Source organism: Streptococcus caprae (assembly GCF_042649745.1).
Classification (GTDB): domain Bacteria; phylum Bacillota; class Bacilli; order Lactobacillales; family Streptococcaceae; genus Streptococcus; species Streptococcus caprae.
In genome coordinates, this window is record NZ_JBHRZV010000053.1 from 97,346 (window position 1) to 119,652 (window position 22,307).

The following is a 22,307-nucleotide window of genomic DNA, read 5'->3' on the forward strand; positions in this document are numbered from 1 at the left end:
TGTAAGCCCTTAAAGTGTTTCGCGACCGGCTAAAATCGCTTCTAAGATTGCCATGCGCACATAGACCCCATTCTCCATCTGACGAACGATACGGGACTTGTCTGCCTCAACTAGACTATCGTCGATTTCTACATCACGATTGACTGGGGCTGGGTGCATGATAATACTGGATTCGCCCAAACGAGCATAGCGCTCCTCAGTCAATCCATGCAGGCGGTTATAGGTTTCTTTGGAAAATGTCCCTGCCCCATCGTGACGCTCATGCTGTACGCGCAAGAGCATAAGGGCATCAACCGTGTCCACCACTTCATCGATAGAGACATGCTTCCCATAGAGGTTGAATTTGCTGTCGTACCACTCTTCTGGTCCTGCAAAATAAAGCTGCGCTCCAAGACGTTTGAGGACCTGCATGTTAGACTTAGCAACCCGTGAATGGGTGATGTCGCCAGCTATGGCAATCTTGAGTCCGTCAAAGTGCCCGAATTCCTCATAAATGGTCATCAAATCCAACAAGCATTGGCTGGGATGTTGACCAGAGCCGTCTCCGCCATTGACAATCGAAGCCGTAATCGTAGAACTATCAATGAGGGGTTTATAGTAGTCCTCCTCAAAATGCCGCACGACGCAGACATCAACGCCCAGGGCTGACATGGTTAAAATCGTATCGTAAAGGGTTTCTCCCTTATTGACCGAGCTCTTGCTGGAGTCAAAATCAATAACCTGCATGCCAAGCTTGCGTTCTGCCACCTCAAAGGATTTATGGGTCCGCGTTGAGGACTCGAAAAAGAGGTTGGACACAAACTTGTCTTGTCTCGATGTAATCTCTACCTGTCCTTGCTTGAAGGCTAGACCACGCTGAATCAGCGCTAGGACCTCATCATTGGTGAGGTCTTCCATCGTTGTCAGATGGTCCAAACTCACCTGACCGTTTACAACAGCCATCCTGTTTCCTCCTGAATTTACTATCTAGTTGAGGGTAACCTGCTTATTCTGGCAAGACGATACTGATGCGATCAGTGCCGTCAATTTCTGCCATTTCAACTAAAATTTCTTCATCGCTAGAGGTTGGGATGTTCTTGCCAACATAATCCGCACGGATAGGGAGCTCACGGTGTCCACGGTCAACGAGGACTGCCAAACTCACACGGGCAGGGCGACCATGACTGACCACGTTATCAATAGCAGCGCGGATAGTACGACCGGTATAGAGCACATCGTCCACTAAAATTACCTCGCGCTCAGTCACATCTACAGGCATGAGGGTCGTATCTTCTGTCGTTTTAACATCGTCACGGAAACTACGAATGTCAAGTTCTGCAACAGGCACATCCAAGTCTTCCAATTGTTTGAGACGCTCTTGAATCCGATTGGCGATATAAACACCACGCGTCTTAATCCCTGCCAAGATTACTTGGTCTAGGTTTTTATTGCGCTCGATAATCTCGTAAGTGATGCGGGTGATAGCCCGCTTCATAGTAACACTGTCGACAATTTCTTTGCTTTTCATGAGCAATACCTTTCTAGCTTTTAGGGTAGAAAAAAACTCTCCTACACAAGGAGAGTTCAGCAAATAGGGTAGAGTTCACCCCTGCCCTTGTATCTGTTCTCCTTGCCTGCCTCTCTGGACAGCACTTAAAGGAATTATTTTGTTAGAACCATTATAACAAAAGTCTAGCAAGATTGCCAGAATTTCATCATTTCTGAACCAAAAAGTTTATAGCTCTGCTATTTTTTAGTAAAATCCAAACGTTTAAGGCCGTAGAGGACAAATCCTGCCAGTAAATAGGCCACAAAGATAGTTCCTGCATAGGTCAAAACATAGGCCCAACCGTACTTGGTCACATTGAGGAAAAAGTAGGCAAAGGGCGAATCATCAGCATCTGGAATGGGAATCTTGAGGACCAAACCATTGAAGAGGCCGAACACCATATAAAGCAGCGGCAAAGCTGTCCAAATAATAGGATCAAACCAGCGATACTGACGTGGCCGGTCCAACAAGAGGGTATCCGCTAAGAAATATAGGGGCACAATGTAATGACAGAGGAGGTTCTCCACCCGCCAAAAATCATCGGCCAAGGGGGCCAGCATAAAATGATAAATGACACAAGTAATCATGATGGACATGGTCACACCACCCTTGACTCGCAGGAGGCTGGTACGTTCCCAATCCTTTCCAATCACCATCTCAAGGACCAAGTAGAAGGTAAAAAGAGTCACAAAGAGATTGGACAGCACAGTATAATACATGAGCATGTGGCCACCGTACTTATAAATTTCCAAGAAAGTCCCCGTCAAAGAAAGGACAAAGAGCAGCAGGCGACTGCCCAAAATCAACTGTTTTCGCATGATATCTCCTATTTGATTTGACCAGCCCTTAAGCTTTCCAAGGTTTCCTGGAAAATGGCTGGCACTGGTGCAGTGAAGGTCATCAGCTCACCTGTCGTCGGATGGGTGAAGCCAAGGGTCTCTGCATGGAGAAACTGCCCTTGACCAGCTAGGGTCTTCCGAGGCCCGTAGGCTGGATCACCGGCAACAGGATGACCAATATAGGCCATGTGAACCCGAATTTGGTGGGTCCGCCCCGTCTCCAAGGTTACCTCAACCAAGGTGTAGTCGCCAAAGCGTTCCAAGACATGAAAACGGGTGAGAGCAGGTTTCCCCTTGGCGGTGACGGCTTGTTTTTTCCGGTCTTTTTCAGAACGACCAATCGGTGCTTCAATCACACCACGATCGTTGGGAAGATTGCCATGGACGATGGCCAGGTATTTACGGAGAGACTTTTGGGCCTTGAGTTCATCAGCAAGAGCTTGGTGGGCCTGGTCATTTTTGGCAACCATCAACAGGCCCGAAGTATCCTTGTCAATGCGGTGAACGATTCCAGGACGGATAATCCCATTGATGCCTGACAGGTCCTTAATGTGAAATAGCAGAGCATTGACTAGGGTACCGGAAGCGTGTCCAGCAGAGGGATGAACCACCATGCCTTGGGGTTTATTGACCACAGCCACATCAGCATCCTCATAGACGATATCAAGTGGCAGATCTTCGGCGACATACTCCAGCACTTCTTCCTCTGGTAGCTCATAGGTGATGACATCGCCTACTTTAACCGCATATTTGGCCTTAGCAGCTTTGCCATTGACCAAGACAGTGCCCTCCTTGATGGCTTCATTCGCCTGGCTCCGAGAGAGGTCTGTCAGGTCAGCCAGGGCCTTGTCCAAACGAGCACCAGCTTCTGTAATAATGAGTTCCATTTACACTTCTTCCTTCCAAAGGGCCAACATCACCAGGATAACGCCTACCGTTAGGCAGGCATCGGCTAGGTTAAAGATGGCAAAATTCATAAAATCCAAGTCAACCATATCTACAACATACCCCAGGCGAAGACGGTCGATAAAATTCCCAATACCACCAGCAATTACCAGAGTTAGACCTAGATATTTCCAAAAATGGAAAGCCTTTTGTCTGGCAAAATAATAAGTCGCTGCCCCCAGAACAGCCAAGGTGATGATAGTAAAGAGCCACTGCTGATTTTGAAGCATGGAAAAGGCCGCCCCAAAATTCTGAAGATAGGTCAAACTAAAAAGTCCTGGCAGAAAAGGCTGGGTCTCACCCAAACCAATATGGCTAACCACCCAAGCCTTGGTCCACTGGTCTAAGCCTATGAGTAGGAGTCCCAAGAGGCCAAATGATAATTTTGCTTTCATTTATTCTTCCTTTTTTGTGTTTCCTCAACGAAGTAAGCTTCCATGATGCCCACGAATTCTTGAGCGACCTCAGACAAGCCCATCTCACTGCGCTTAACATAGACCATGCGGTTATCACCCCCATCTTCAAGAGGAATAACTGTAATCCCGTTCACACTATTGGCGTCAAGGAAGCCTGATCCTGTCGCATAGGCGTCCGTCCGCTCTAAAATCCCGTTAAGGGTGGCACGGTCAGTCACATTGTACATAAGGCCAGACTCCGTCGTGTCCACCAAATTTTCAGAGTAATAGAGGTATTCATCCTTCTCCTGAGTAAAGCGAACTGTGGGGAGGCCTGCCAAATCGTCCATGGTCAAGCTAGACTTGCTGGCCAGAGGATGGTCTTTGCGGAGGTAGATATGAGTTTGGAACTGGAAGAGTTCCACTGCTTCCAGTCCATTCTTAGCCATCTTACGCTGGATGCCCTCACTGTTTTGCGGATTCATATAAATAATCCCCAGTTCACTATGACTGTCAGCAACTTCATCCAAAATTTGAATGGTTGTGGACTCAAAAATCCTCAAATTCGTTGATTCTGGACAAACTTTAGAAAATTGGGTAATCAGAGGCGGTAGGAAGTCGTAGTGTTGACTTGCGATAGAAAATTCTTTGACCTGACCTTTTTGTGGGGTGTACTGATTCTCAAACTTGTCAAAATTAGCCACCAACTGGCTAGCCTTTTCAAAGAAAATAGTCCCACGTCTGGTTAAAACAGCCCCAGCTGTCGTCCGCTTAAAAATCTTGAATCCCAGCTCATCCTCTAAATCACGGACTGCAACCGATAAACTCGGTTGGCTGACATACAAATTAGATGCCGCTTCACGAAAAGTTCCCGTATTGGCAATGGCCACAACATAGCGAAGTTGTTGAATGTTCATCCTTCCCCCTCCTCGAAAGTCATACTTTTCTAAAATCAAAACAATGCCTGATTAGATATCCTTGCTCGGCCCTCGAAGAGCTAAGTCGAAACACCTCATCAAGTTTTCATGTTTAGTGAGTATCGCGTCACCTATTATAACAAAAATTCAACCGAAAGGCGATTATCCTAGCGTGTTGATTAGAAAATAGCAGAGCATAGAAACGATAAATTACAAGGTTACCAATATAAAAAACTACTGCATTGCTTCTTATAGAAAATAAAACCTTAACTACAAACTAGATATGTAATCTAACTGCGCTTATTAAACAGTTTTAAAAATTGTTAACACGACACTGCAGGGATGTTTAAAATAAGAATATCAAACAGGGTACCAAAACAAAAAACAGGCCTTCCGAAATCTCGGAAAGCCTTGTTTTATAAGGTTTTTAGACCTTACTTAGCGATTGGATAAACAGAAACTTGTTTCTTATCGCGACCTTTACGTTCGAAACGTACAACACCTTCAACTTTAGCGAAGAGTGTGTCGTCACCACCACGACCTACGTTAAGTCCTGGGTGGATGTGTGTTCCGCGTTGACGGTAAAGGATTGATCCACCAGTTACAGTTTGACCATCTGCAGCCTTAGCTCCAAGACGTTTAGCTTGTGAGTCACGGCCGTTAGAAGTAGAACCCCCACCTTTTTTGTGGGCCATCAGGAATAAGTTTTCAAGATTTTTCAACATAATAGTGTCCTCTCTTAATTCTGTCCGTTGTTCTTAAGCGTTGATTGCTGAGATAACAACTTTAGTGTAAGGTTGACGGTGACCTTGTTTACGGTGTGAACCTTTTTTAGGTTTGTATTTGAAAGTAACAACTTTCTTTTGCTTACCTTGTTTTTCAACAGTTCCCACTACTGTAGCTCCCTCAACAACTGGAGTACCAACTACAGTCTTGTCACCACCGACAAGAACAACTTCGTTAAAGGTTACTTCTGCACCAGCTTCAACATCAAGTTTTTCAACGTAGATTGCTTGACCTACTTCAACTTTAACCTGTTTACCACCAGTTTTAATGATTGCGTATGTGCTCATGATGCACCTCCTATAATATTTTTCTGAGGATTTCCCTCTGTGAAGACTCGCCTTGTAGCGTGAGTATGACTACTACTTGAGACGCTAGTCGTGCGGTTGCACAGGATGTGCATTTAGTCAACTATACAATTTTACCACAGGAATCCCTGTATTTCAACAATTTTTATTTATTTTTTGGGAAAACATGAGGGGATAATTGGGACTGTTCTTTTTTCTTGTCCACTGTAGATGGAGGTTTTAGGTTTGACCAGATAGGCAAAGGCCATAGCTACAAAAAAGTAAGGGATGTTGGCATAGCCAAAGACCTCTCCCCCAATCAAAATCGGTGCCAGGAAAGTGTTAGTCGCTGAGCCAAAAACACAGGCATAGCCAAGTGCTGCTACCAGTGCAACTGGCAGACCAAACCAAACCGCTAAGATTGCCCCTAAACTAGCCCCAATGGCAAAGAGCGGTGTCACTTCACCACCTTGAAAACCGAGAGACAGGGTCAAAACAGTTAAGAATATTTTTAGCAGCCAATCGTAAGTAAAAATCGACTGACCTGCTAAACTTGCTTCAATTAGATTTGTTCCTAAGCCACTATAACGTCCCTGTTGAAGCAGAATCAATAAGAGGCTCAAGGCGATACCTCCAACAAAAATTCTTTTATAGGGATTGGGTACAAGGACTGCTACTCGACCTTTACCCCAGTGTAACAACCAGGCAAATAGATGTCCTGCGAGACCAAAACAGATGCCCAATCCTGCTAATTTTAGGGTCGTGAACATGTCTAATGAAAGGTCAACCGTAACTGGAAAGGTAAATTTTTCAAGTCCCAAGGCATGGGAAGTTTGACTGGAAATAAGGCCAGCAAGAGTCGCCGCCCATAGGGCTTCAATTTGAAGACTCCCAACAATTAAGACCTCCAAGGCAAACAAGACCGCTGCAAACGGAGTCTGAAAGAGTCCACCAAAACCAGCTGCCATGCCCATGACAAGAAAAAGCCGAGATTTATTTGGAAAATCCACAAAACGGGACATGGCATGGCCCACTGTCGCCCCAATCTGAACCGCTACCCCTTCCCGCCCAGCGGAGCCCCCAAAGAGATGGGTCAACCAAGTCGTCGCCGTTACCAAAGGAATGAGACGAAGAGGAATCTTGTCTGCTCTGCCATGTCCCATATCAAAAACTAGCCCCATCCCCTTACTAGCCTCACCTGCCCAATGCTGATAAGCATAAACAATTGCCAGCCCTGCTAATGCTAAAAAAGGGATTAGAATATAGAAATGAGCCGAGCGAAATGCCCCAATCCAAAGAAGACCACGACCAAAGATCGCAGTTATCACTCCTACAACTAGACCAGTAAGTATACTACAAAGGCTAACTAGCACAAATTGCTTTAGACCTTGTTTAATTTCGCTTCGTAAAGATATGTTCATGAGATTTAGTTTCTAAAATAGAGAAGCTGGGTAGTGTTGACCCAGCCTCGTCACAAATTACCAGTTAAGGTGAATAAATTCGGTCATTTCTTGATAGGCGGTATCCACTTTAGTCTTCATGTCATCGTCAATCAGCTGACGGTATTTCCCACCCTCAATAAAGTCTTCCAAAACCATAACACGATAGTTTAAATACTCATACCCTTCTTCGCCATAGACTCCTTTACCCCAAGCAATAACTTGTGTCGGATGGGCCTTGGCTTGGCTGATAACCGTCATGTCTCCATTTTTTTCAAAGGTAATGTCCATAAGAAGGCCACGTTCTGTCCAGATATTATCGACCGTCTCTAAACGCTGATTGGAAATGAAGTTCCCCATGGAATAGATGATGAGTTTTCTCTGACCATCTTTTTCAACGATTTCTGATGGCTCAGCGACGTGCGGATGCCCTCCAAGGACGACATCTGCTCCCCATTCAATCATCTTGTGATAGAGCGTAACTTGCTCTTCAGTTGGTTCTAGTTGATATTCGACGCCCATTTGCGGCATAACGATTGTCACATCTGCAACTTCTTCGGCTCTCACCAGCTCTGCCTGCATCTTGGTCTCGTCAAGGTCATAGAGATACTGGCTATATTCTTCAGCGGTTAAATTAGACTCCATGCCATTATAACCGTAGGCATAGCCTAGGATGGCAATTTTAATCCCATTGACTTCTTTGATGAGGATATCGTCAGTATCCCTGCTCTGCTTTGCCACTCCAATAGTGGAAATTCCAAGATTTTCAAAGGTAGAAACAGTGTTTTGAGCACCCGAAAGCCCAGAATCCAGGATATGATTATGGGCCAAGTCCATGACATCGTACCCCAAGTCCTTAAGATTAGTTGCAATTTCTGCAGGTGCATTGAAGATTGGATAACCAGATAAGGGATATTCGGAACTAATGGTACCTTCAAAATCTCCAATAGCTAAATCTGCTTGACCAACCCAATCTTGAACATATTCAAAATAGGGTCCAAAATCATAGGTACCGTCTTCTTGCTTGGCTGACCAGTACAAAATATCATGAAGCAAAATATCTCCATTAGCAACTATCCTTGCACTTGTCGTTCCAGTTTGAGTCGACGACTGAATAGCTTTAGTGGGACGATAGGTTAAATAATCATGGACAAAGCCATAAACCAAAATTCCTGCTAATAAAACTGTTGCTGCTATTAAACTGTACAAAACCTTTTTCATAGCTATCTCCTTATTGAACCCATTATATCATGGCTGGGACAGCCTTTTCAAGAGAAATTAAAAAGGAGTCCAGACTAAACGAGCTTGGAACTCCAATTTGATTAATCTAGTAATTGACCAGCTTCCTTGAGTTTTACCGAGACGACCTTGGAGACGCCCGATTCCTGCATGGTCACACCATAAATGCTATCTGCTGCCGCCATGGTTCCCTTACGGTGAGTGACCACGATAAACTGGCTGGACTTGTCAAATCGATTGAGGTAGTCCCCAAAGCGCTTGACATTGGCCTCATCCAGGGCCGCTTCCACCTCGTCAAGGATAACAAAGGGAATAGTTTTGACACGGATAATGGCAAATAGCAGAGCCAGGGCCGAGAGGGCCTTCTCCCCACCTGACATCAGGTTGAGCGATTGGATTTTCTTGCCCGGAGGTTGCACAGAAATCTCAACTCCAGCTGATAAGAGATCTGATTCTGTTAGGATAAGGTCGGCTGACCCGCCTCCAAACATCTGCTTAAAGGTTTGCTTAAAGGACTCACGAATGGCTTCAAAACTGGCCTTAAAGCGAGCCTTGACTTCGTCATCCATCTCAGTGATGGTCTCCATAAGAAGGTTTTTGGCATGGACCAAATCCTCACGCTGACCAGAGAGGAAGGTGAGACGGTCCGCAACTTCGTCATACTGGGCAATAGCATCGATATTGACCGGTCCTAAGGCCTTGATTTGACGCTGTAAATCTTTTAGGGTCTGACGGGCCTGATCAAGGCTTTCTATATGCTGGGCTTGCGCTTTGGCCTCATCAAAGGATAATTGATAATCCTCAGCCAATTGGCGGGCAAAACCAAGTAACTTATCAGAGACTGTCTGAATTTGCGCCTCTAATTGCGTTTGCTGACGAATCAGCCCTTCATTTTGCTGACTGGCCTTGGTTAATTGCTCAGCGATATCTTCAAGACCAGCCTCACAATCTTCCAATTCAAATTTTAGACGAACAAGTGCTGTTTGAGCCTGATTTTGCTGCTCTTTGGCAGTTTTCAACTGTCCTTCTAACTCTGGTAATTTGTCTTGATCCAAGGCTTCATGAGTGGATGTCATAAGGGTTTGCAAGGCTTCTTGATCACGCTGCAACTGGTCCAACTCACTGCTTAAACGTTTGTAGTCGGCTTGGGCAAAGCGTAGTTCACCTTGGAGTTCTCTCTCTTTAAGACCTGCATCTGTCAGTGCTTGATTGAGGGAGTTCAAGCGCTCGGCAATGGCATCCTTATCCTCACGGATTTTTTGGATTTGAGCATTTAAGTCTTGCTTTTGGTCAGCAATTTCTGTTAGTTTGGCTTTCAGTTGACCTTGACGTGCCTGTAGGTCCTCACCAATCTCTACCTGTCCAGTTCCCGTTAAACCTTGATAAATCTGGGTTAAATCATCCAGACGTTGTTGAATTTGCTGGAGGGAGAGGTGTTCTTTTTGCTCCTGCAGGCGGGCAGCTTCACCTGTTTTTTGCAGGTCCTCAAGCTCTGCCTGCTTGGCTTTGAGGGTACTTCGGCTGGTCTCCACCTCTTTTTCTTGAGCAGTCAAGGTCGCTCTTAGCTCTGCTATTTCTCCAATCAAAGCATCTAATTCAGGCTTGATAAAGGTCGTATTATTGTGGCGACTGGCACCACCTGAGAAGGAACCGCCAGGACGGATTTCAGTCCCATCAAGTGTGACGATTCGAACCTGATAACGGACCGCACGCGCTGCCTGGTTAGCCTCTTCGACTGTCGCAAAGATAGCCGTTAATCCCAATAAGTTTTGGAAAATTGATGACAAGCGTTCATCAAAAGTCACCAGCTGACTGGCCATCCCTTTAAATCCAGGAGCCTGAGATAGGGTCTGATAGTGCCCTCCATTAAGCTCCCGTGGACGGATGGTTGTCAGAGGCAGAAAAGTCGCCCGACCCTGCCGTGTCCGCTTAAGGAAATCAATGGACCTCTTAGCTGCGGCCTCATCTTCAACGATGATGTGCTGAGCACTGCCACCAAGAGCAATTTCAAGCGCGGTCTGATAATCGGTATCAAATGTCAAATGTTCACTGACGGCACCGATAATACCGCCCAGCTTACTGGATTCCTGCAGGACAGCCTTAACCCCAGCATAAAACTGGCTATGGTTCTTTTGAATGGCCTCAAGACTGTTCTGACGAGCCTCCTTGTTTTTAATCTGATCCAAAGTCGCAAAGAGAGCCTGCTGTTGAGACTGATAAGCCTCTTCCTGCTCCTTAACAGCTTGCGCCAAAGTCTGATAGGTTTTCAAAAGCTCTGCAACATGAGCCTGGGCTACCTCCCAAGATTCTTGAGCAGCTGCCAACTGACTCTTAGTATCAGCTAAATCTGTCTCCAACTGGGCCAATTCAGCCAACTTGCTAGCATCAGCCTGCTTCTGGCTATCCAGCTCGGCTTCAACAGTCGTCAAGGCATTGGAGAGGTCGGCCTCCTCCTGCATGAGCTGAACAAAGTCATCTCGTAGACGCTCAATTAGCTCATCCGGATTACCTTCGTATTTGGCACGTTCACCTTGCAGGGTTTGCAGGTCGGCTTGGACTTGGGCCAGATCTGCTTGACGCTCTTGCATCCCTTGTTCTAACTCATCTTTTTTAATCTGAGTTTCATTGATTTGAGATTGTAGGGCTGCCAAGCGACTTTCGCGGTCCGCTTGTTTTTCAGCTGACTGATTTTTCTCCAGGCGGATAACATCAATCTGTCTCTGATACTCTCCAATGAGTCGAGCAAGGTCTACTAGATTGGCCTGTTGCTCTGCTACTTCCTCTGATAAACGATGTCGCTTGGTTTTTAGGCTTTGGTTCTCCGCCTCAAGTTGGTCCCGCTTGATATAGTAGGCTTTCAGGTCAGCCTGGGCAGTCGCCAACTCAGCTTCCTTATTGGCCAACTCAGCCTGATAAAGGGCGATATCCTCAATCAGGATAGACAGGTGAAGTTGGCTCCGCTCTTCCTCCAAAACCAAGAACTCCTTAGCGGTACGAGCTTGCTTTTCCAAGGGCTTAACCTGATTATCGAGCTCATAGATGATATCCTCAAGGCGATCAAGATTATCCTGGGTCTGGTTGAGTTTACTCTCAGTCTCTTTCTTCCGAGTCTTGTACTTGAGAACCCCAGCTGCTTCCTCGAAAATAGTCCGACGTTCTTCAGGTTTAGAGTTGAAAATCGACTCTACACGCCCCTGAGAAATGATGGAGAAGGAATCCCGTCCCAGACCTGTATCCATAAAGAGGTCATGAATATCACGTAGACGGACCTTTTTCCCATCAATAAGGTAATCACTGTCGCCATTGCGATAGATGTGCCGCTCCACACGGATTTCCTTGGCACGGTCACCGATAAAACCATCACTATTGTCCAGAACAACGCTTACCTGAGCAAAGTTAAGTGCCTTCCGACTCTCTGTTCCTGCAAAAATAATATCCGGCATCTTACCGCCACGCAGGCTCTTGGCAGAAGATTCTCCCAGGGCCCAGCGAAGGCTCTCCGTAATGTTACTCTTACCCGAACCATTAGGACCAACGACTGCAGTTACTCCCTGGCCAAAGGTCACCTTGGTCTTGTCCGCAAAGGACTTAAAGCCCTGCATTTCAATTGCTTTTAAATACATGTCTACCTCATCACAGCTGGTTCAGGGCCGTCTTGGCAGCTTCCTGCTCTGCTATTTTCTTAGAACGTCCACGCCCCGTCGCAACCTCTTGCCCATCAACAGTAACAACAACTTCAAAGACCCTATCATGGGCTGGCCCAATTTCGTCGGTCACTTGATAGGCGATAGCAACCGAGCCATTAACCTGCAAGCGCTCCTGAAGCGTCGTCTTATAGTCCTTGACCTGCTGGTAATTCCCTTTTTCAATCTCTGGAATCATAACCTGATGGATAAAGGTTTCAACTGCCTGGACACCTGCGTCCAATAGCAGAGCACCGAGGAAGGCCTCAAAAAGATCACCCAAAATCGTTGCCCGCTCACGACCGCCAGTTTTCTCCTCGCCACGTCCCAGCTTAATATAGCGGTCAAATTCCAGCAATTTTGAAAAGGAAGCCAGCGATTCCTCACGAACCATCATAGATCGCATCTTAGACAAGTCCCCTTCAGGCTTCTGGGGATACTTGGTATAAAGATATTGAGAAATGATCAATTGAAGAACTGCGTCTCCTAAGAATTCCAAACGCTCGTTATGTGAAATTTTTAGGACACGGTGTTCGTTGGCATAGCTGGTATGGGTAAAAGCTGTCTCCAGTAAAGTCTTATCAGTAAAGACAATCCCATAATCAGCCTGCAATTTTGCTTCTAATGCTTGCATAATCTTCTCCTTTAAGTATTTAGAAATAAAAATCCCTAACTTTTTTATTATAGCAGAAAATAGTAGAAAAGGCTTGGGATTTCTGCCATTGCCACGCCAAACGCATGAAACAGCTATTTCCGAACTATGGTACAGTTTGAAGTAGGCAATTTCAACGGTTTGCCTATAGAGAAATTAGAAAATATAAAAGTATTATTGTGAAATTCCTGAACGTTGAAATACAGAAAGCTTTATTTTCTTGCTAAAATTCTTTCATGCGTTTGACGTGTGCCATTGCTTGCACTCTGAGCCAAAAAAATCATCTGAGATCCTACTCAGATGATTTTCAGCTTATTTAATGACTTCTTGCGTCTTCGCATAGTTGGCTTCAACGGCTTCTTTTTCAGCCTTCCACCAGTCTTGGTTGTCCGTGTACCACTTGATGGTTTCTTCGAGACCTGCTTCAAAGTTGGTAAACTCTGGCGTCCAACCAAGCTCATTCCGGAGCTTGCTAGCGTCAATCGCATAACGAAGGTCATGTCCTGCACGGTCTGTTACGTGGTCGTAAGCATCTGCTGGTTGCCCCATTTTCTCAAGGATGAGTTCAAGAACTTCCTTGTTGTTCTTCTCACCATCAGCACCGATCAGGTAAGTTTCACCGATTTGTCCTTTGGTCAAAATCGTCCATACACCTGATGAATGGTCGTTGGTGTGGATCCAGTCGCGAACGTTCTTACCTTCTCCGTAGAGTTTTGGTTTGATACCAGCCAAGATGTTGGTGATTTGGCGTGGGATAAATTTCTCGATGTGTTGGTAAGGACCGTAGTTGTTTGAACAGTTAGAAATGGTCGCTTTGACACCAAATGAACGCACCCAAGCCTTCACGATCAAGTCAGATGCTGCCTTGGTTGAAGAGTAAGGTGATGATGGGTTGTACTTGGTTTCCGCAGTGAATTTCTCACCTGGACCTTCACCATGACCTGGCAAGTCTTCACGCAATGGAAGGTCGCCATAAACTTCGTCGGTTGACACGTGGTGGAAACGAATGTCGTATTTACGCGCTGCTTCCAAGAGTGTGTAGGTACCGATGAAGTTGGTATGGATAAATGGTGATGGGTCGTTCAAAGAGTTGTCGTTGTGGCTTTCTGCCGCGTAGTGAACGATGGCATCTGCTTTGGCTGCCAATTGGTCCACTAAGGCTGCGTCAGCGATGTCGCCAACGACCAATTCGACGCGGTCACCAAGGATAGATGCAATATTTTCCTTGTTCCCTGCGTAAGTCAATTTATCCAAAACCGTTACGTGAACGTCTGGATGGTTGTTATAAACGTAGTGCACAAAGTTGGAACCGATAAAGCCGGCACCACCTGTGACGATGATGTTTTTATACATTGTCTGTTTTCTCCGAAATTTTTTCTGAAAGTTTCCTCAAGTGATGCAAACTATCTCATTGAGGCTCGCTTCGCTCGCCTTTTTACAAATCTTCCTTCTTCAAAGGTTTGACGTCTTTGAGGAGTGGGTGGTTTTTGTCTGCTTCTGAGACTTCTGCTTCTGCCAGGTTTTCCCACTGGATACCAAGCGTTGGATCCGCGTAGTTGACAAAGGCATATTTTGGTTTGAGTTCCAAGGCCCAGTAATCGTTGACCAAGTAGCTGTAGGCTACCGTATCCGACAAGACTTGGAAGCCGTTGGCAACACCGCGAGGTACGAAAATCCCTTTTGAAGCGTCAATTACAGTTTGGTAGGTGTTCCCAAAGGTTTCCCCCTCACGAAGGTCTACCCAAGAACCAAGAACTTTGCCGCCATCCGCAACTGAGATGTACTTGTCCCAAGGCTCTGCATGGAGACCACGAAGAACGTTCTTGCGTGAGAAAGACACATTGTTTTGTAATTTACCTTCCGCAAAGAAGCTTTCTGGGAAGCCAAGCGGCACCATTTTTTCCTTTTGGAAATTTTCCTTGAACCAGCCACGGTTGTCGCCACGAACGGGGATGTCAAACTCCAGCATGCCTGGAATTTGGGAAATTTCACGAGCTACTAATTCTTTATCAAAAAATTGTTCTGTCATTAGGCCTCTCCAATCAAGCGGAGCAAGTATTGTCCGTATTCATTTTTCTTGAGTGGTTGCGCCAGTTCATGGACTTGTTCTTTGGTAATATAGCCCATGCGGTAGGCAATTTCCTCAAGGTTAGCCACTTGTACGTTTTGCAAACGTTGAACCGTCTCGATGTACTGAGCAGCCTCAAGAAGACTTTCATGGGTTCCTGTATCGAGCCAGGCAAAACCTCGACCCATAAGCTCAACAGACAAATCACCGCGGTCCAAGTAAGCCTTGTTGACGTCTGTAATTTCAAGTTCACCACGAGGGCTTGGTTTGATGTTTTTAGCAATTTCAACGACGTCGTTGTCATAGAAGTAAAGACCAGTCACAGCGTAGTTTGATTTTGGCTGTTCTGGTTTTTCTTCGATAGAAATAGCGTTCATGTTTTCGTCAAATTCAACGACACCAAAGCGGTCCGGGTCCTTGACTTGGTAACCAAAGACGGTTGCACCCTTGTCCTTAGCAGCCGCGCGTTGGAGCATCTTGGTCAGGCCATTCCCGTGATAGATGTTGTCACCCAAAATCAAGCAGACACTATCATCACCAATAAAGTCTTCGCCAATAATGAAGGCCTGCGCTAATCCGTCTGGACTTGGTTGAACCGCATAAGAGAGTGAAATACCGAGTTCAGAACCGTCACCCAACATGTCCTCAAAACGAGGCAGGTCTTGTGGTGTTGAAATAATCAAGATTTCCTTGATCCCAGCCAACATGAGTGTTGACAATGGGTAGTAAATCATGGGTTTGTCATAAATTGGCATAAGCTGCTTAGAGGCAGCACGTGTTAATGGGTAAAGGCGAGTTCCTGACCCACCCGCTAAAATAATACCTTTCATGGTAAATTCCTTCCGTTACAAAGTTAATTTTATCATATCATTTTTAAGACGGTTTGTCATGCTTCGTCTACAACTACTTGGAGATGCTTTTCTATGGCAAACTCCACTGGCTCTAATTCTGGTTGGCGTCCCATGACCATGTCCACCATTTGATAGGCGGTGATTGGACCAATAGTCAAGCCAGATGAGCCCAAGCCACTCGCCGCATATACTTTCGGCAAGCCCGGTACCTCTCCAAAGAAGGGAGAAAAGTCACGGGTATAGGCTCGGATACCGACACGACGGGTTCGATTCTTGGCTTCTTTAAGTTGCGGGAAATATGGCAGAGCCCGCTCTTCTTGACGGTCCAGAACAGTCTGATCCAACGTCAAATCGTAGCCCTTGTCATTCTCATGGCTGGCTCCGACTGAAACTGTCCCATTCCCAAAAGGAATAATATCAATTTCCCCGTGAGGCATAATGACTGGGTAAAGGCCCGTTTCCAGATGATCAAACTGATAGTCGTTGATTTGTCCTTTTTGTGGGCGAACCCAAACATCCAAACCATGATCCTTCAAAATTAAGGGTAACCAGGCACCGCAGGCCAAAATCAGAGCATCAAATTCTCGCTCTCCAATGCGATAACGACCATCGGCAGTTTTTTCAAAACCAACTCTTCCACAAATAATCTCTGCTCCTGAAGCTTTTAAGAGCGTCTTGGTCAGGCGGGCACCTTCTACGCGGGCTGCACCCGAGGCATAGAGGACCTTTTCAAAACCTTCTAATCCAGGATATCGTTGGATGGTTTCTTCATAGGATAAAATTTCCAAGTCGCCAATCAGGGGAGATTCTTCCTTGCGGACCTTAGCCAATTCGTAAAGTTCGTCCAACCAGTCCAAGCGAGACTTGATGAGAATCACTCCAGACTGGTCATAGAAGTCCACCTCATGCCCGTCTTCAGCCAAATCACCAATTAATTTTTGGTAGAAGTCGGCTCCCATTCGGGCCATCTTATACCAGGCCTTGTTACGGCGACGCGAAAACCAGGGACTGATGATGCCAGCCGCAGCCTTGGTTGCCTGGCCTTCTCCATCATCAAAAACGGTTACCTGCACATCTTCTTCGCGGGACAGGTAGTAGGCTGCTGTAGAGCCGACAATTCCTGCACCGATAATGGCTACTTGTTTCATCACGTTTTTCTCCTTTTACAAATGGTAAAACGGGTTTGTTGGAGCTGAGCTCTCAAGAACCATGACGGACCAATCTTGCTCAGCCTGCCACTGCTTGAGAAGCTCTGCTATTTTCTTAACAAAAAGAACCTCGATATGATGGCCCGGATCGATGGCTAAAAGTCCGTCCGTCAGCATCTCCTGGGCTGTATGGTAGTATATGTCGCCTGTGATGTAAACCTGTGCTCCCTGAGCCAAGGCATCCTTGTAGAATGACTGGCCGGAACCGCCACAGATAGCTACTCGAGTAACCTGAGGATTATCCTGACCGTAGCTGATCAGACGAACGCTATCCAGAGAAAAAGTCTTTTTGACCTTTAAGGCTAGGTCCTCAAAAGTAATCGGTTTAACTCGGCCAATCCGTCCAATACCTTGGCCTTCTGTCGTCTCAGAAAGGAACTGACAATCTGTGATCCCAAGCAGGTCACAGAACCAGTCATTTAGCCCCCCCTGGAGGACATCAATGTTGGTATGGCTAACATAGACGGCAATATCGTGCTTGATTAGGTCCAGATAAATCTGATTTTGCGGGATCGCCACTAGATTTTTGAGAGGCTTAAAAATTGGGGCATGCTTGACAATCAGCAAATCTACACCTTTGGCAATGGCTTCCGCAACTGTTGTTTCACGGACATCCAGGGCTACCATAACCGTTTGGACGTCCTTATCCAAGGTTCCAATTTGCAGGCCAACAATGTCACCCTCCATTGATAAGCCTGGTGGACAAAAAGCCTCATAAGAGGCGATGAGGTCTCTAGCTAGCATGGCAAATCTCCTTGATTTTACTGATTTTATCGATGAGCACCAGGCGCTGGTCTTCATGTTCGAGGGGAACCTGAGTCAAGGCATAGTCCAACTTGGCCAACTCACGGCTCCATTTTTCTTGAAAAATAGCAGAGCTTTCTTGAGGCAAGTAGACCCCAAATCGTGTTTGGTCTGGAGTTAGTGCCATCTGTCCTGGCTCAGCCACAATGATTTCGTAGATTTTGTCATTTTCCTGCAGGATACTTTCAGCCACGATGGTGAAGCTATTTGTTGCCAGCCAGAGTCTGAGGTCATCCTCACGGTTGTTGGGCTGTAAGATGAGGCGTTGAACACCTGCCAGTTGAGCTCTGCCCTTGTCCAAAATTTCCGCGATAAGACGACCACCCATGCCACAGATAGAAATGGCTGTGATGCCATCAGATGCTTCTAAGGCAGCTAGGCCATTGGCCAATCTCACTCTAATCTGATTATCCAAGCCCTCTTGGGCAACATTGGTCAGGGCTGATTCATAGGGACCCTGAACCACTTCTCCAGCTACTGCGAAATCAATCCGGCCACTTTGCACTAAGGCAATCGGCAAATAGGCATGGTCTGAGCCCACATCCAAAAGACGACTGCCTGTAGGAATAAACTCCGCTACCGCCGCTAAACGTTTTGATAACATATCATTTCCATTTTCTAATTCATACTCACTCAAAATCTAATAGGCCAAGATAGGTTGATACAGACATAAGAGTCCCAAGCAAGGAAACCTTATGATGTATGGTTTTGATTTTGAGAGGGTATCAAAATTTTTTTGCCTGTTACTCACTCAAAATCTCAATAGACAAGGTAGGTTAACGTAGACATAACTAGAGTTAAGCAAGGAAACCTAACGACGTATAATTTTGATTTTGGAAGAGTATGAGCCTCTAACTCCATCTGATTATACCATATTTTAGGGAGAGAAAATAGGCAGACCTGAAGACAAAACATAAAAAAGGAGCCTATTGGCTCCAGTATAGTCTATTTAGTCTGCCCAAAGATTCATGGCAGACAGAAAATCATCAGAAACAGTAACATTTTGTGGATTGGCTTCTTCACGAGCCCGCTTACGCTCCTCAACTTGACGGAGGCTAGTGATGCCTTCACGATTCCAGTTGCGCAAGATGGCTTGGATGTACTTCCAATTTCGTTTGCCGTTAAAGACCGCCTCCTTGAGGGCCTCCCGAACCAAATCAGGTTCTGTTCCTTCTTCTAGGGTCTTCTGGAGGTCTTCCAATTCAAAGGGACTGAGCAGGCGGCCTAATTCCCTTTCAAAATCAGCGGCTAAGTCCTTGATGTCATAGTCTTCAAGTGATGGTAATGCTACTGCCTGTACCTGAGGTCTCAACAATTTCTCCAACTTGTCAAGGGCAGGACCGGCATCAAAAATCAGCTCGACCTCACCAGCCAACTCAATCGTTTTAACCTCCAGCAGCTCTGCCTTGGTCAAATTGGCAATAATAGCATTCACTTCCGTGACGCTCTTGCCGATAGCATCCGCAATTTGACTAGGAGCTAGTTCCTGGATTTTAGTGGTGTTTTGCAGGTGAAAAAACTGCCAGACCAAAAAATCATCCGTTGAGGAAAACAGGTCCTTGTAATGAAAGAAAAGACTGGCTGGCAGGACAGAGTGTCCTGACTTAAAGGATTCAATCGATGTCATAACATTCCTTAAAGGTACCCGTAAAAGGACGGGTCCGTTGATAAATCTTCTAGAAGATAAGGGGTTTCTTGATAAACAGCATAGTTAATCCAGTTGCTAAAAAAGGTCGTCGCTGCCAAATTCCAACGCATCCGTGGTTGCTTGGCCGTATCGTCATCTTCGTAGTAGTTTACTGGGATATCGGGATTTTTCCCAGCCAAGACATCACGATTATACTCCTTATCCAGAGTATCCCAATCGTATTCCAAGTGACCGAAGCTATAGACCTCACGGAGGTCCTTGGTCGCTAGAATAGACAAGCCAACATCTTCACCCTTGGCCACAATTTCAAGGTCAGTCCGAGCCAGAACCTCTTCCTCCAAGTTACCTGTGTAACGCGAATGCGGTGCCAAGAAGATTTCATCGAAGCCACGCAAGAGTGGATTGTTCAAATCTTGTGAAGCCTGCCGATAAATCCCTGACAATTTACAAGGCAGGAGAACCTTGTCCACACCGTAGCGATAATAAAGGCCTGCCTGGGCTCCCCAACAGAGATGTAGGGTCGAGTAGACATGCTTCTTCTTCCACTCAAAAACCTCAGAGAGTTCAGACCAGTAGTCTACCTCTTCAAAAGGCAGGGTCTCGACAGGCGCACCCGTAATGATGAGCCCATCGTAGAATTTCTCCTTGATATCAGTAAAAGTCTTGTAGAAGTTTTCCAGATGCTCTGGATGAGTGTTCTTGGACTCGTGGCTTTCCATGTAGAGAAAGTCAACATTGAGTTGGAGTGGGGTATTGGACAAGAGACGCAAGAGTTGGGTCTCCGTCGCTTCCTTGGTCGGCATGAGGTTTAAAATCAAGATGTTGAGCGGACGAACACGCTGGGTGCTCGCTCTGCCATCATCCATAACGAAGATGTTTTCGGATCTTAAAATATCGACAGCTGGTAATTTTTTATCAAGTTTGATTGGCATGAAAACAGCTCCATTTCTATAAATACAAAGTCTCCCTTATATTATAAAACATAGAGCTATAGTTTTCCATTATTAAAATTCTTTATCTAGTTATAGTTAAAAACTATAGAAAATTCAAGTTAATGACTTAACCAGGATAGTTCATAAGAACCTTGCATTCATAGCCTTCTAGAGCCTCACGTCCATTGAGGCCATCTAATTCAATGATAAAGGCACAGCCAGCAACAACACCACCGAGTTTTTCGATGAGTTCAATCGTTGCTTTAACCGTTCCACCTGTCGCTAAAAGGTCATCAACAATTAGAACACGTTGCCCTGGTTTGATGGCATCCGCATGCATGGTCAAGGTGTCCACACCGTACTCTTTTTCATAGTCAGCAGAGATGACTTTGCGAGGAAGTTTCCCTGGCTTACGAACCGGTGCAAAACCAATGCCCAATTCAACGGCTACAGGACATCCGATAATAAAGCCACGCGCTTCAGGACCGACAATCATGTCGATATCATGGTCGCAGGCAAACTGAGCAATCTCACGGACCGCATAGCTATAAGCTTTGCCATCTGCCATCAAAGGGCTAATATCACGGAAGGTAATGCCTTCTTGTGGGTAGTTTTCAATCGATGCAATATACTGTGTTAAATCCATGTGTCATTCTTTCTAAGGGCAAGCCCTGTTGCTCGTTGAGCACTTATTTCCCCGACTATTATAGCACGTTTTTGAGTTTTGGTAAATGGCGGAGCTGTAAGTCAAACGAATTCAAACGCTATTGTACTATGAAAACTAGAACTCATCCGCTGATTGAATATCCAACTCAATCCCCTTTTTCTTCAAATTGTACAGACATTCTGTCAGGTATTGACGAGTGTGTTCTGGATAAAGGGGGGAGTCATCAGATAAAATCTCAAATTGAGGATATGGCTCTGCTATTTTCCCACGATAAGACGCATCATACCAGACCTCATCCGGCTTATAGCCCCGTCGTTTCATCTCGTCCATCACTAAAACATGATACTGGTACAAGCGATAGGGAGAGTATGAAAATACATAATTAACCGTAGCGTGAGTTTTTCCCCAGCCATTTCCTCTCAAGGCCGCACATTCCCTATGCTGTGCCAATAACTGTTGACGGGGCAGGATTGAAATTAAATCTTGATGCCATAATCGCATTACAATGCTCCTTTTACTCAAAATAGTTTGCCAAATTGCTAAGACTACTCTCTAAGTCGGCTTAAATAGATTTAAAAATAGACTTGCTAATCAACTATAATTTTCCACATATTTTCAAATTCTAAAATTCAGTAACCAAGATACACTAATCCCTGATAAAGGAGCGATCATGGGCTGAAAAATTGTCGTCATCAGACACCAAGCGTTCCGCTGTCATGCGCAGGTCATACTTTTCTCTTAGGGCAACAATCTTTTCCATCTCAGGTGATGCATGATGGATATCCAGCGCCTCCTGGCTGGCCCAACTATCAACCAAGAGCACCGTGTTTGAATCGGCATGTGACACATAGTAATCATAGCGGAGATTGCCTTCGCGACTGCGGATAACTGCCGTGATCCCTGAACTTTCCATCTCTTGAACAAAAGCTTGGGCAGCCCCAGCCTTACCAGTATAGGTCAGTAAAAATGTAATGGACATCCGTTTCCTCATCTTTCCCCACGCCATTCGCGTAGAATTGTTTTAAAGAGTTTTTATAAAAGCAAAAATTTTCCTCAAATTAATTTTAAAATAAGAATGCAATCTTAGCAAGTTCAAAACCATTGTTTCTTTATTTTCTTTTTTATGATGATTTTTGAAATAATTTATTTTTCCCGCGTTGTAAAATGAAGTGCAACAGAAAAGACATGTTCAGCTGATATACTAAAGTCTCCAACCACAGTATAAAGGAAAACAAACATGTCCCATACTCATTCTAGCACAAAACGCTCCTATCAGCACCTATCAGAATCAGAACGCGGGCAAATTCAAGCCTATCTCTCTTAAGGATTCAAACCAGCAGAAATTGCGAGATACTTAGGTAGAAATCGATCGACAATCTCTCGTGAAATCAAACGAGGGGCTGTTAAGCAAGTCAAACGGGT

At 45.4% G+C, this 22,307-nt stretch carries 23 protein-coding genes, 1 pseudogene and 1 other annotated feature; of the genes and pseudogenes, 1 reads left to right on the forward strand and 23 read right to left on the reverse strand.

What is annotated here, in order from left to right; all coding sequences use genetic code 11:
- Positions 1-9: 9 nt before the first annotated feature.
- The 23 genes from ACFORF_RS10915 to ACFORF_RS11025 all read right to left on the reverse strand — a co-directional run bounded on the left by ACFORF_RS10915 (position 10) and on the right by ACFORF_RS11025 (position 21,864).
- Positions 10-942, reverse strand: a complete 933-nt coding sequence (locus tag ACFORF_RS10915) for an aspartate carbamoyltransferase catalytic subunit (protein ID WP_380428137.1) — start codon at positions 940-942, stop codon at positions 10-12.
- A gap of 43 nt (positions 943-985) precedes the next feature.
- The gene (gene pyrR, locus ACFORF_RS10920; RefSeq protein WP_380428139.1) at positions 986-1,507 is read right to left on the reverse strand and encodes a bifunctional pyr operon transcriptional regulator/uracil phosphoribosyltransferase PyrR; all 522 of its coding nucleotides are present in this window, start codon (positions 1,505-1,507) and stop codon (positions 986-988) included.
- 218 nt (positions 1,508-1,725) lie between these two features.
- Entirely contained in the window at positions 1,726-2,346 is a 621-nt protein-coding gene (locus ACFORF_RS10925; protein WP_380428141.1) for a Pr6Pr family membrane protein, read from the reverse strand.
- An 8-nt stretch (positions 2,347-2,354) separates the two neighbouring features.
- Positions 2,355-3,254, reverse strand: a complete 900-nt coding sequence (locus ACFORF_RS10930; RefSeq protein WP_380428143.1) for an RluA family pseudouridine synthase — start codon at positions 3,252-3,254, stop codon at positions 2,355-2,357.
- Entirely contained in the window at positions 3,255-3,707 is a 453-nt protein-coding gene (gene lspA / locus ACFORF_RS10935; RefSeq protein WP_380428144.1) for a signal peptidase II, read from the reverse strand.
- Positions 3,704-4,624 carry a LysR family transcriptional regulator gene (locus ACFORF_RS10940; protein ID WP_380428146.1) on the reverse strand — a complete coding sequence of 307 codons (921 nt, stop codon included), beginning with the start codon at positions 4,622-4,624 and terminating at the stop codon, positions 3,704-3,706. Before ACFORF_RS10940 ends, lspA begins: the two co-directional genes overlap by 4 nt.
- Before the next feature lie 434 nt (positions 4,625-5,058).
- Positions 5,059-5,349: a 50S ribosomal protein L27 gene (gene rpmA / locus ACFORF_RS10945; RefSeq protein ID WP_380428148.1), complete on the reverse strand. Its 291-nt coding sequence runs from the start codon at positions 5,347-5,349 to the stop codon at positions 5,059-5,061.
- Between the two features lie 33 nt (positions 5,350-5,382).
- Positions 5,383-5,697 carry a 50S ribosomal protein L21 gene (gene rplU, locus ACFORF_RS10950; RefSeq protein WP_380428150.1) on the reverse strand — a complete coding sequence of 105 codons (315 nt, stop codon included), beginning with the start codon at positions 5,695-5,697 and terminating at the stop codon, positions 5,383-5,385.
- 33 nt (positions 5,698-5,730) lie between these two features.
- Positions 5,731-5,805 (reverse strand) — a sequence feature (ribosomal protein L21 leader region).
- 59 nt (positions 5,806-5,864) lie between these two features.
- Positions 5,865-7,115 (reverse strand): chloride channel protein, encoded by a 1,251-nt coding sequence (locus tag ACFORF_RS10955; protein WP_380428152.1) that lies wholly within the window; start codon positions 7,113-7,115, stop codon positions 5,865-5,867.
- Positions 7,116-7,172: 57 nt separating this feature from the next.
- Positions 7,173-8,354, reverse strand: a complete 1,182-nt coding sequence (locus tag ACFORF_RS10960) for a CapA family protein (protein WP_380428154.1) — start codon at positions 8,352-8,354, stop codon at positions 7,173-7,175.
- A 101-nt stretch (positions 8,355-8,455) separates the two neighbouring features.
- The gene (smc, locus tag ACFORF_RS10965) at positions 8,456-11,995 is read right to left on the reverse strand and encodes a chromosome segregation protein SMC (RefSeq protein ID WP_380428156.1); all 3,540 of its coding nucleotides are present in this window, start codon (positions 11,993-11,995) and stop codon (positions 8,456-8,458) included.
- Positions 11,996-12,005: 10 nt separating this feature from the next.
- A complete protein-coding gene (rnc, locus tag ACFORF_RS10970) occupies positions 12,006-12,689 on the reverse strand; it encodes a ribonuclease III (protein WP_380428158.1) in 684 nt (227 codons plus the stop codon).
- A 330-nt stretch (positions 12,690-13,019) separates the two neighbouring features.
- Positions 13,020-14,060 (reverse strand): dTDP-glucose 4,6-dehydratase, encoded by a 1,041-nt coding sequence (rfbB, locus tag ACFORF_RS10975; protein WP_380428160.1) that lies wholly within the window; start codon positions 14,058-14,060, stop codon positions 13,020-13,022.
- A gap of 82 nt (positions 14,061-14,142) precedes the next feature.
- Positions 14,143-14,736 (reverse strand): dTDP-4-dehydrorhamnose 3,5-epimerase family protein, encoded by a 594-nt coding sequence (locus ACFORF_RS10980; RefSeq protein WP_380428162.1) that lies wholly within the window; start codon positions 14,734-14,736, stop codon positions 14,143-14,145.
- Positions 14,736-15,605 (reverse strand): glucose-1-phosphate thymidylyltransferase RfbA, encoded by an 870-nt coding sequence (rfbA, locus tag ACFORF_RS10985; RefSeq protein ID WP_380428164.1) that lies wholly within the window; start codon positions 15,603-15,605, stop codon positions 14,736-14,738. The genes ACFORF_RS10980 and rfbA overlap by 1 nt, the downstream gene beginning before the upstream one ends.
- Positions 15,606-15,661: 56 nt before the next feature.
- Positions 15,662-16,774: an NAD(P)/FAD-dependent oxidoreductase gene (locus tag ACFORF_RS10990; RefSeq protein WP_380428232.1), complete on the reverse strand. Its 1,113-nt coding sequence runs from the start codon at positions 16,772-16,774 to the stop codon at positions 15,662-15,664.
- Between the two features lie 15 nt (positions 16,775-16,789).
- A complete protein-coding gene (locus ACFORF_RS10995; RefSeq protein WP_380428166.1) occupies positions 16,790-17,578 on the reverse strand; it encodes a Nif3-like dinuclear metal center hexameric protein in 789 nt (262 codons plus the stop codon).
- Positions 17,568-18,242 (reverse strand): tRNA (adenine(22)-N(1))-methyltransferase, encoded by a 675-nt coding sequence (locus ACFORF_RS11000; RefSeq protein WP_380428168.1) that lies wholly within the window; start codon positions 18,240-18,242, stop codon positions 17,568-17,570. Before ACFORF_RS11000 ends, ACFORF_RS10995 begins: the two co-directional genes overlap by 11 nt.
- 345 nt (positions 18,243-18,587) lie before the next feature.
- Entirely contained in the window at positions 18,588-19,265 is a 678-nt protein-coding gene (locus ACFORF_RS11005) for a DnaD domain-containing protein (protein ID WP_380428170.1), read from the reverse strand.
- A gap of 8 nt (positions 19,266-19,273) precedes the next feature.
- Positions 19,274-20,218 (reverse strand): homoserine O-succinyltransferase, encoded by a 945-nt coding sequence (locus ACFORF_RS11010; RefSeq protein ID WP_380428172.1) that lies wholly within the window; start codon positions 20,216-20,218, stop codon positions 19,274-19,276.
- Positions 20,219-20,345: 127 nt separating this feature from the next.
- Positions 20,346-20,864: an adenine phosphoribosyltransferase gene (locus tag ACFORF_RS11015; protein ID WP_380428173.1), complete on the reverse strand. Its 519-nt coding sequence runs from the start codon at positions 20,862-20,864 to the stop codon at positions 20,346-20,348.
- A 135-nt stretch (positions 20,865-20,999) separates the two neighbouring features.
- Positions 21,000-21,386 (reverse strand): TIGR02328 family protein, encoded by a 387-nt coding sequence (locus tag ACFORF_RS11020; protein ID WP_380428175.1) that lies wholly within the window; start codon positions 21,384-21,386, stop codon positions 21,000-21,002.
- A gap of 145 nt (positions 21,387-21,531) precedes the next feature.
- A complete protein-coding gene (locus ACFORF_RS11025; protein ID WP_380428177.1) occupies positions 21,532-21,864 on the reverse strand; it encodes a putative quinol monooxygenase in 333 nt (110 codons plus the stop codon).
- Positions 21,865-22,122: 258 nt separating this feature from the next.
- On the opposite strand from ACFORF_RS11025, the pseudogene ACFORF_RS11030 reads away from it, so the two are divergent.
- Positions 22,123-22,307 (forward strand): annotated as a pseudogene (locus ACFORF_RS11030) (helix-turn-helix domain-containing protein); the annotation flags it as partial.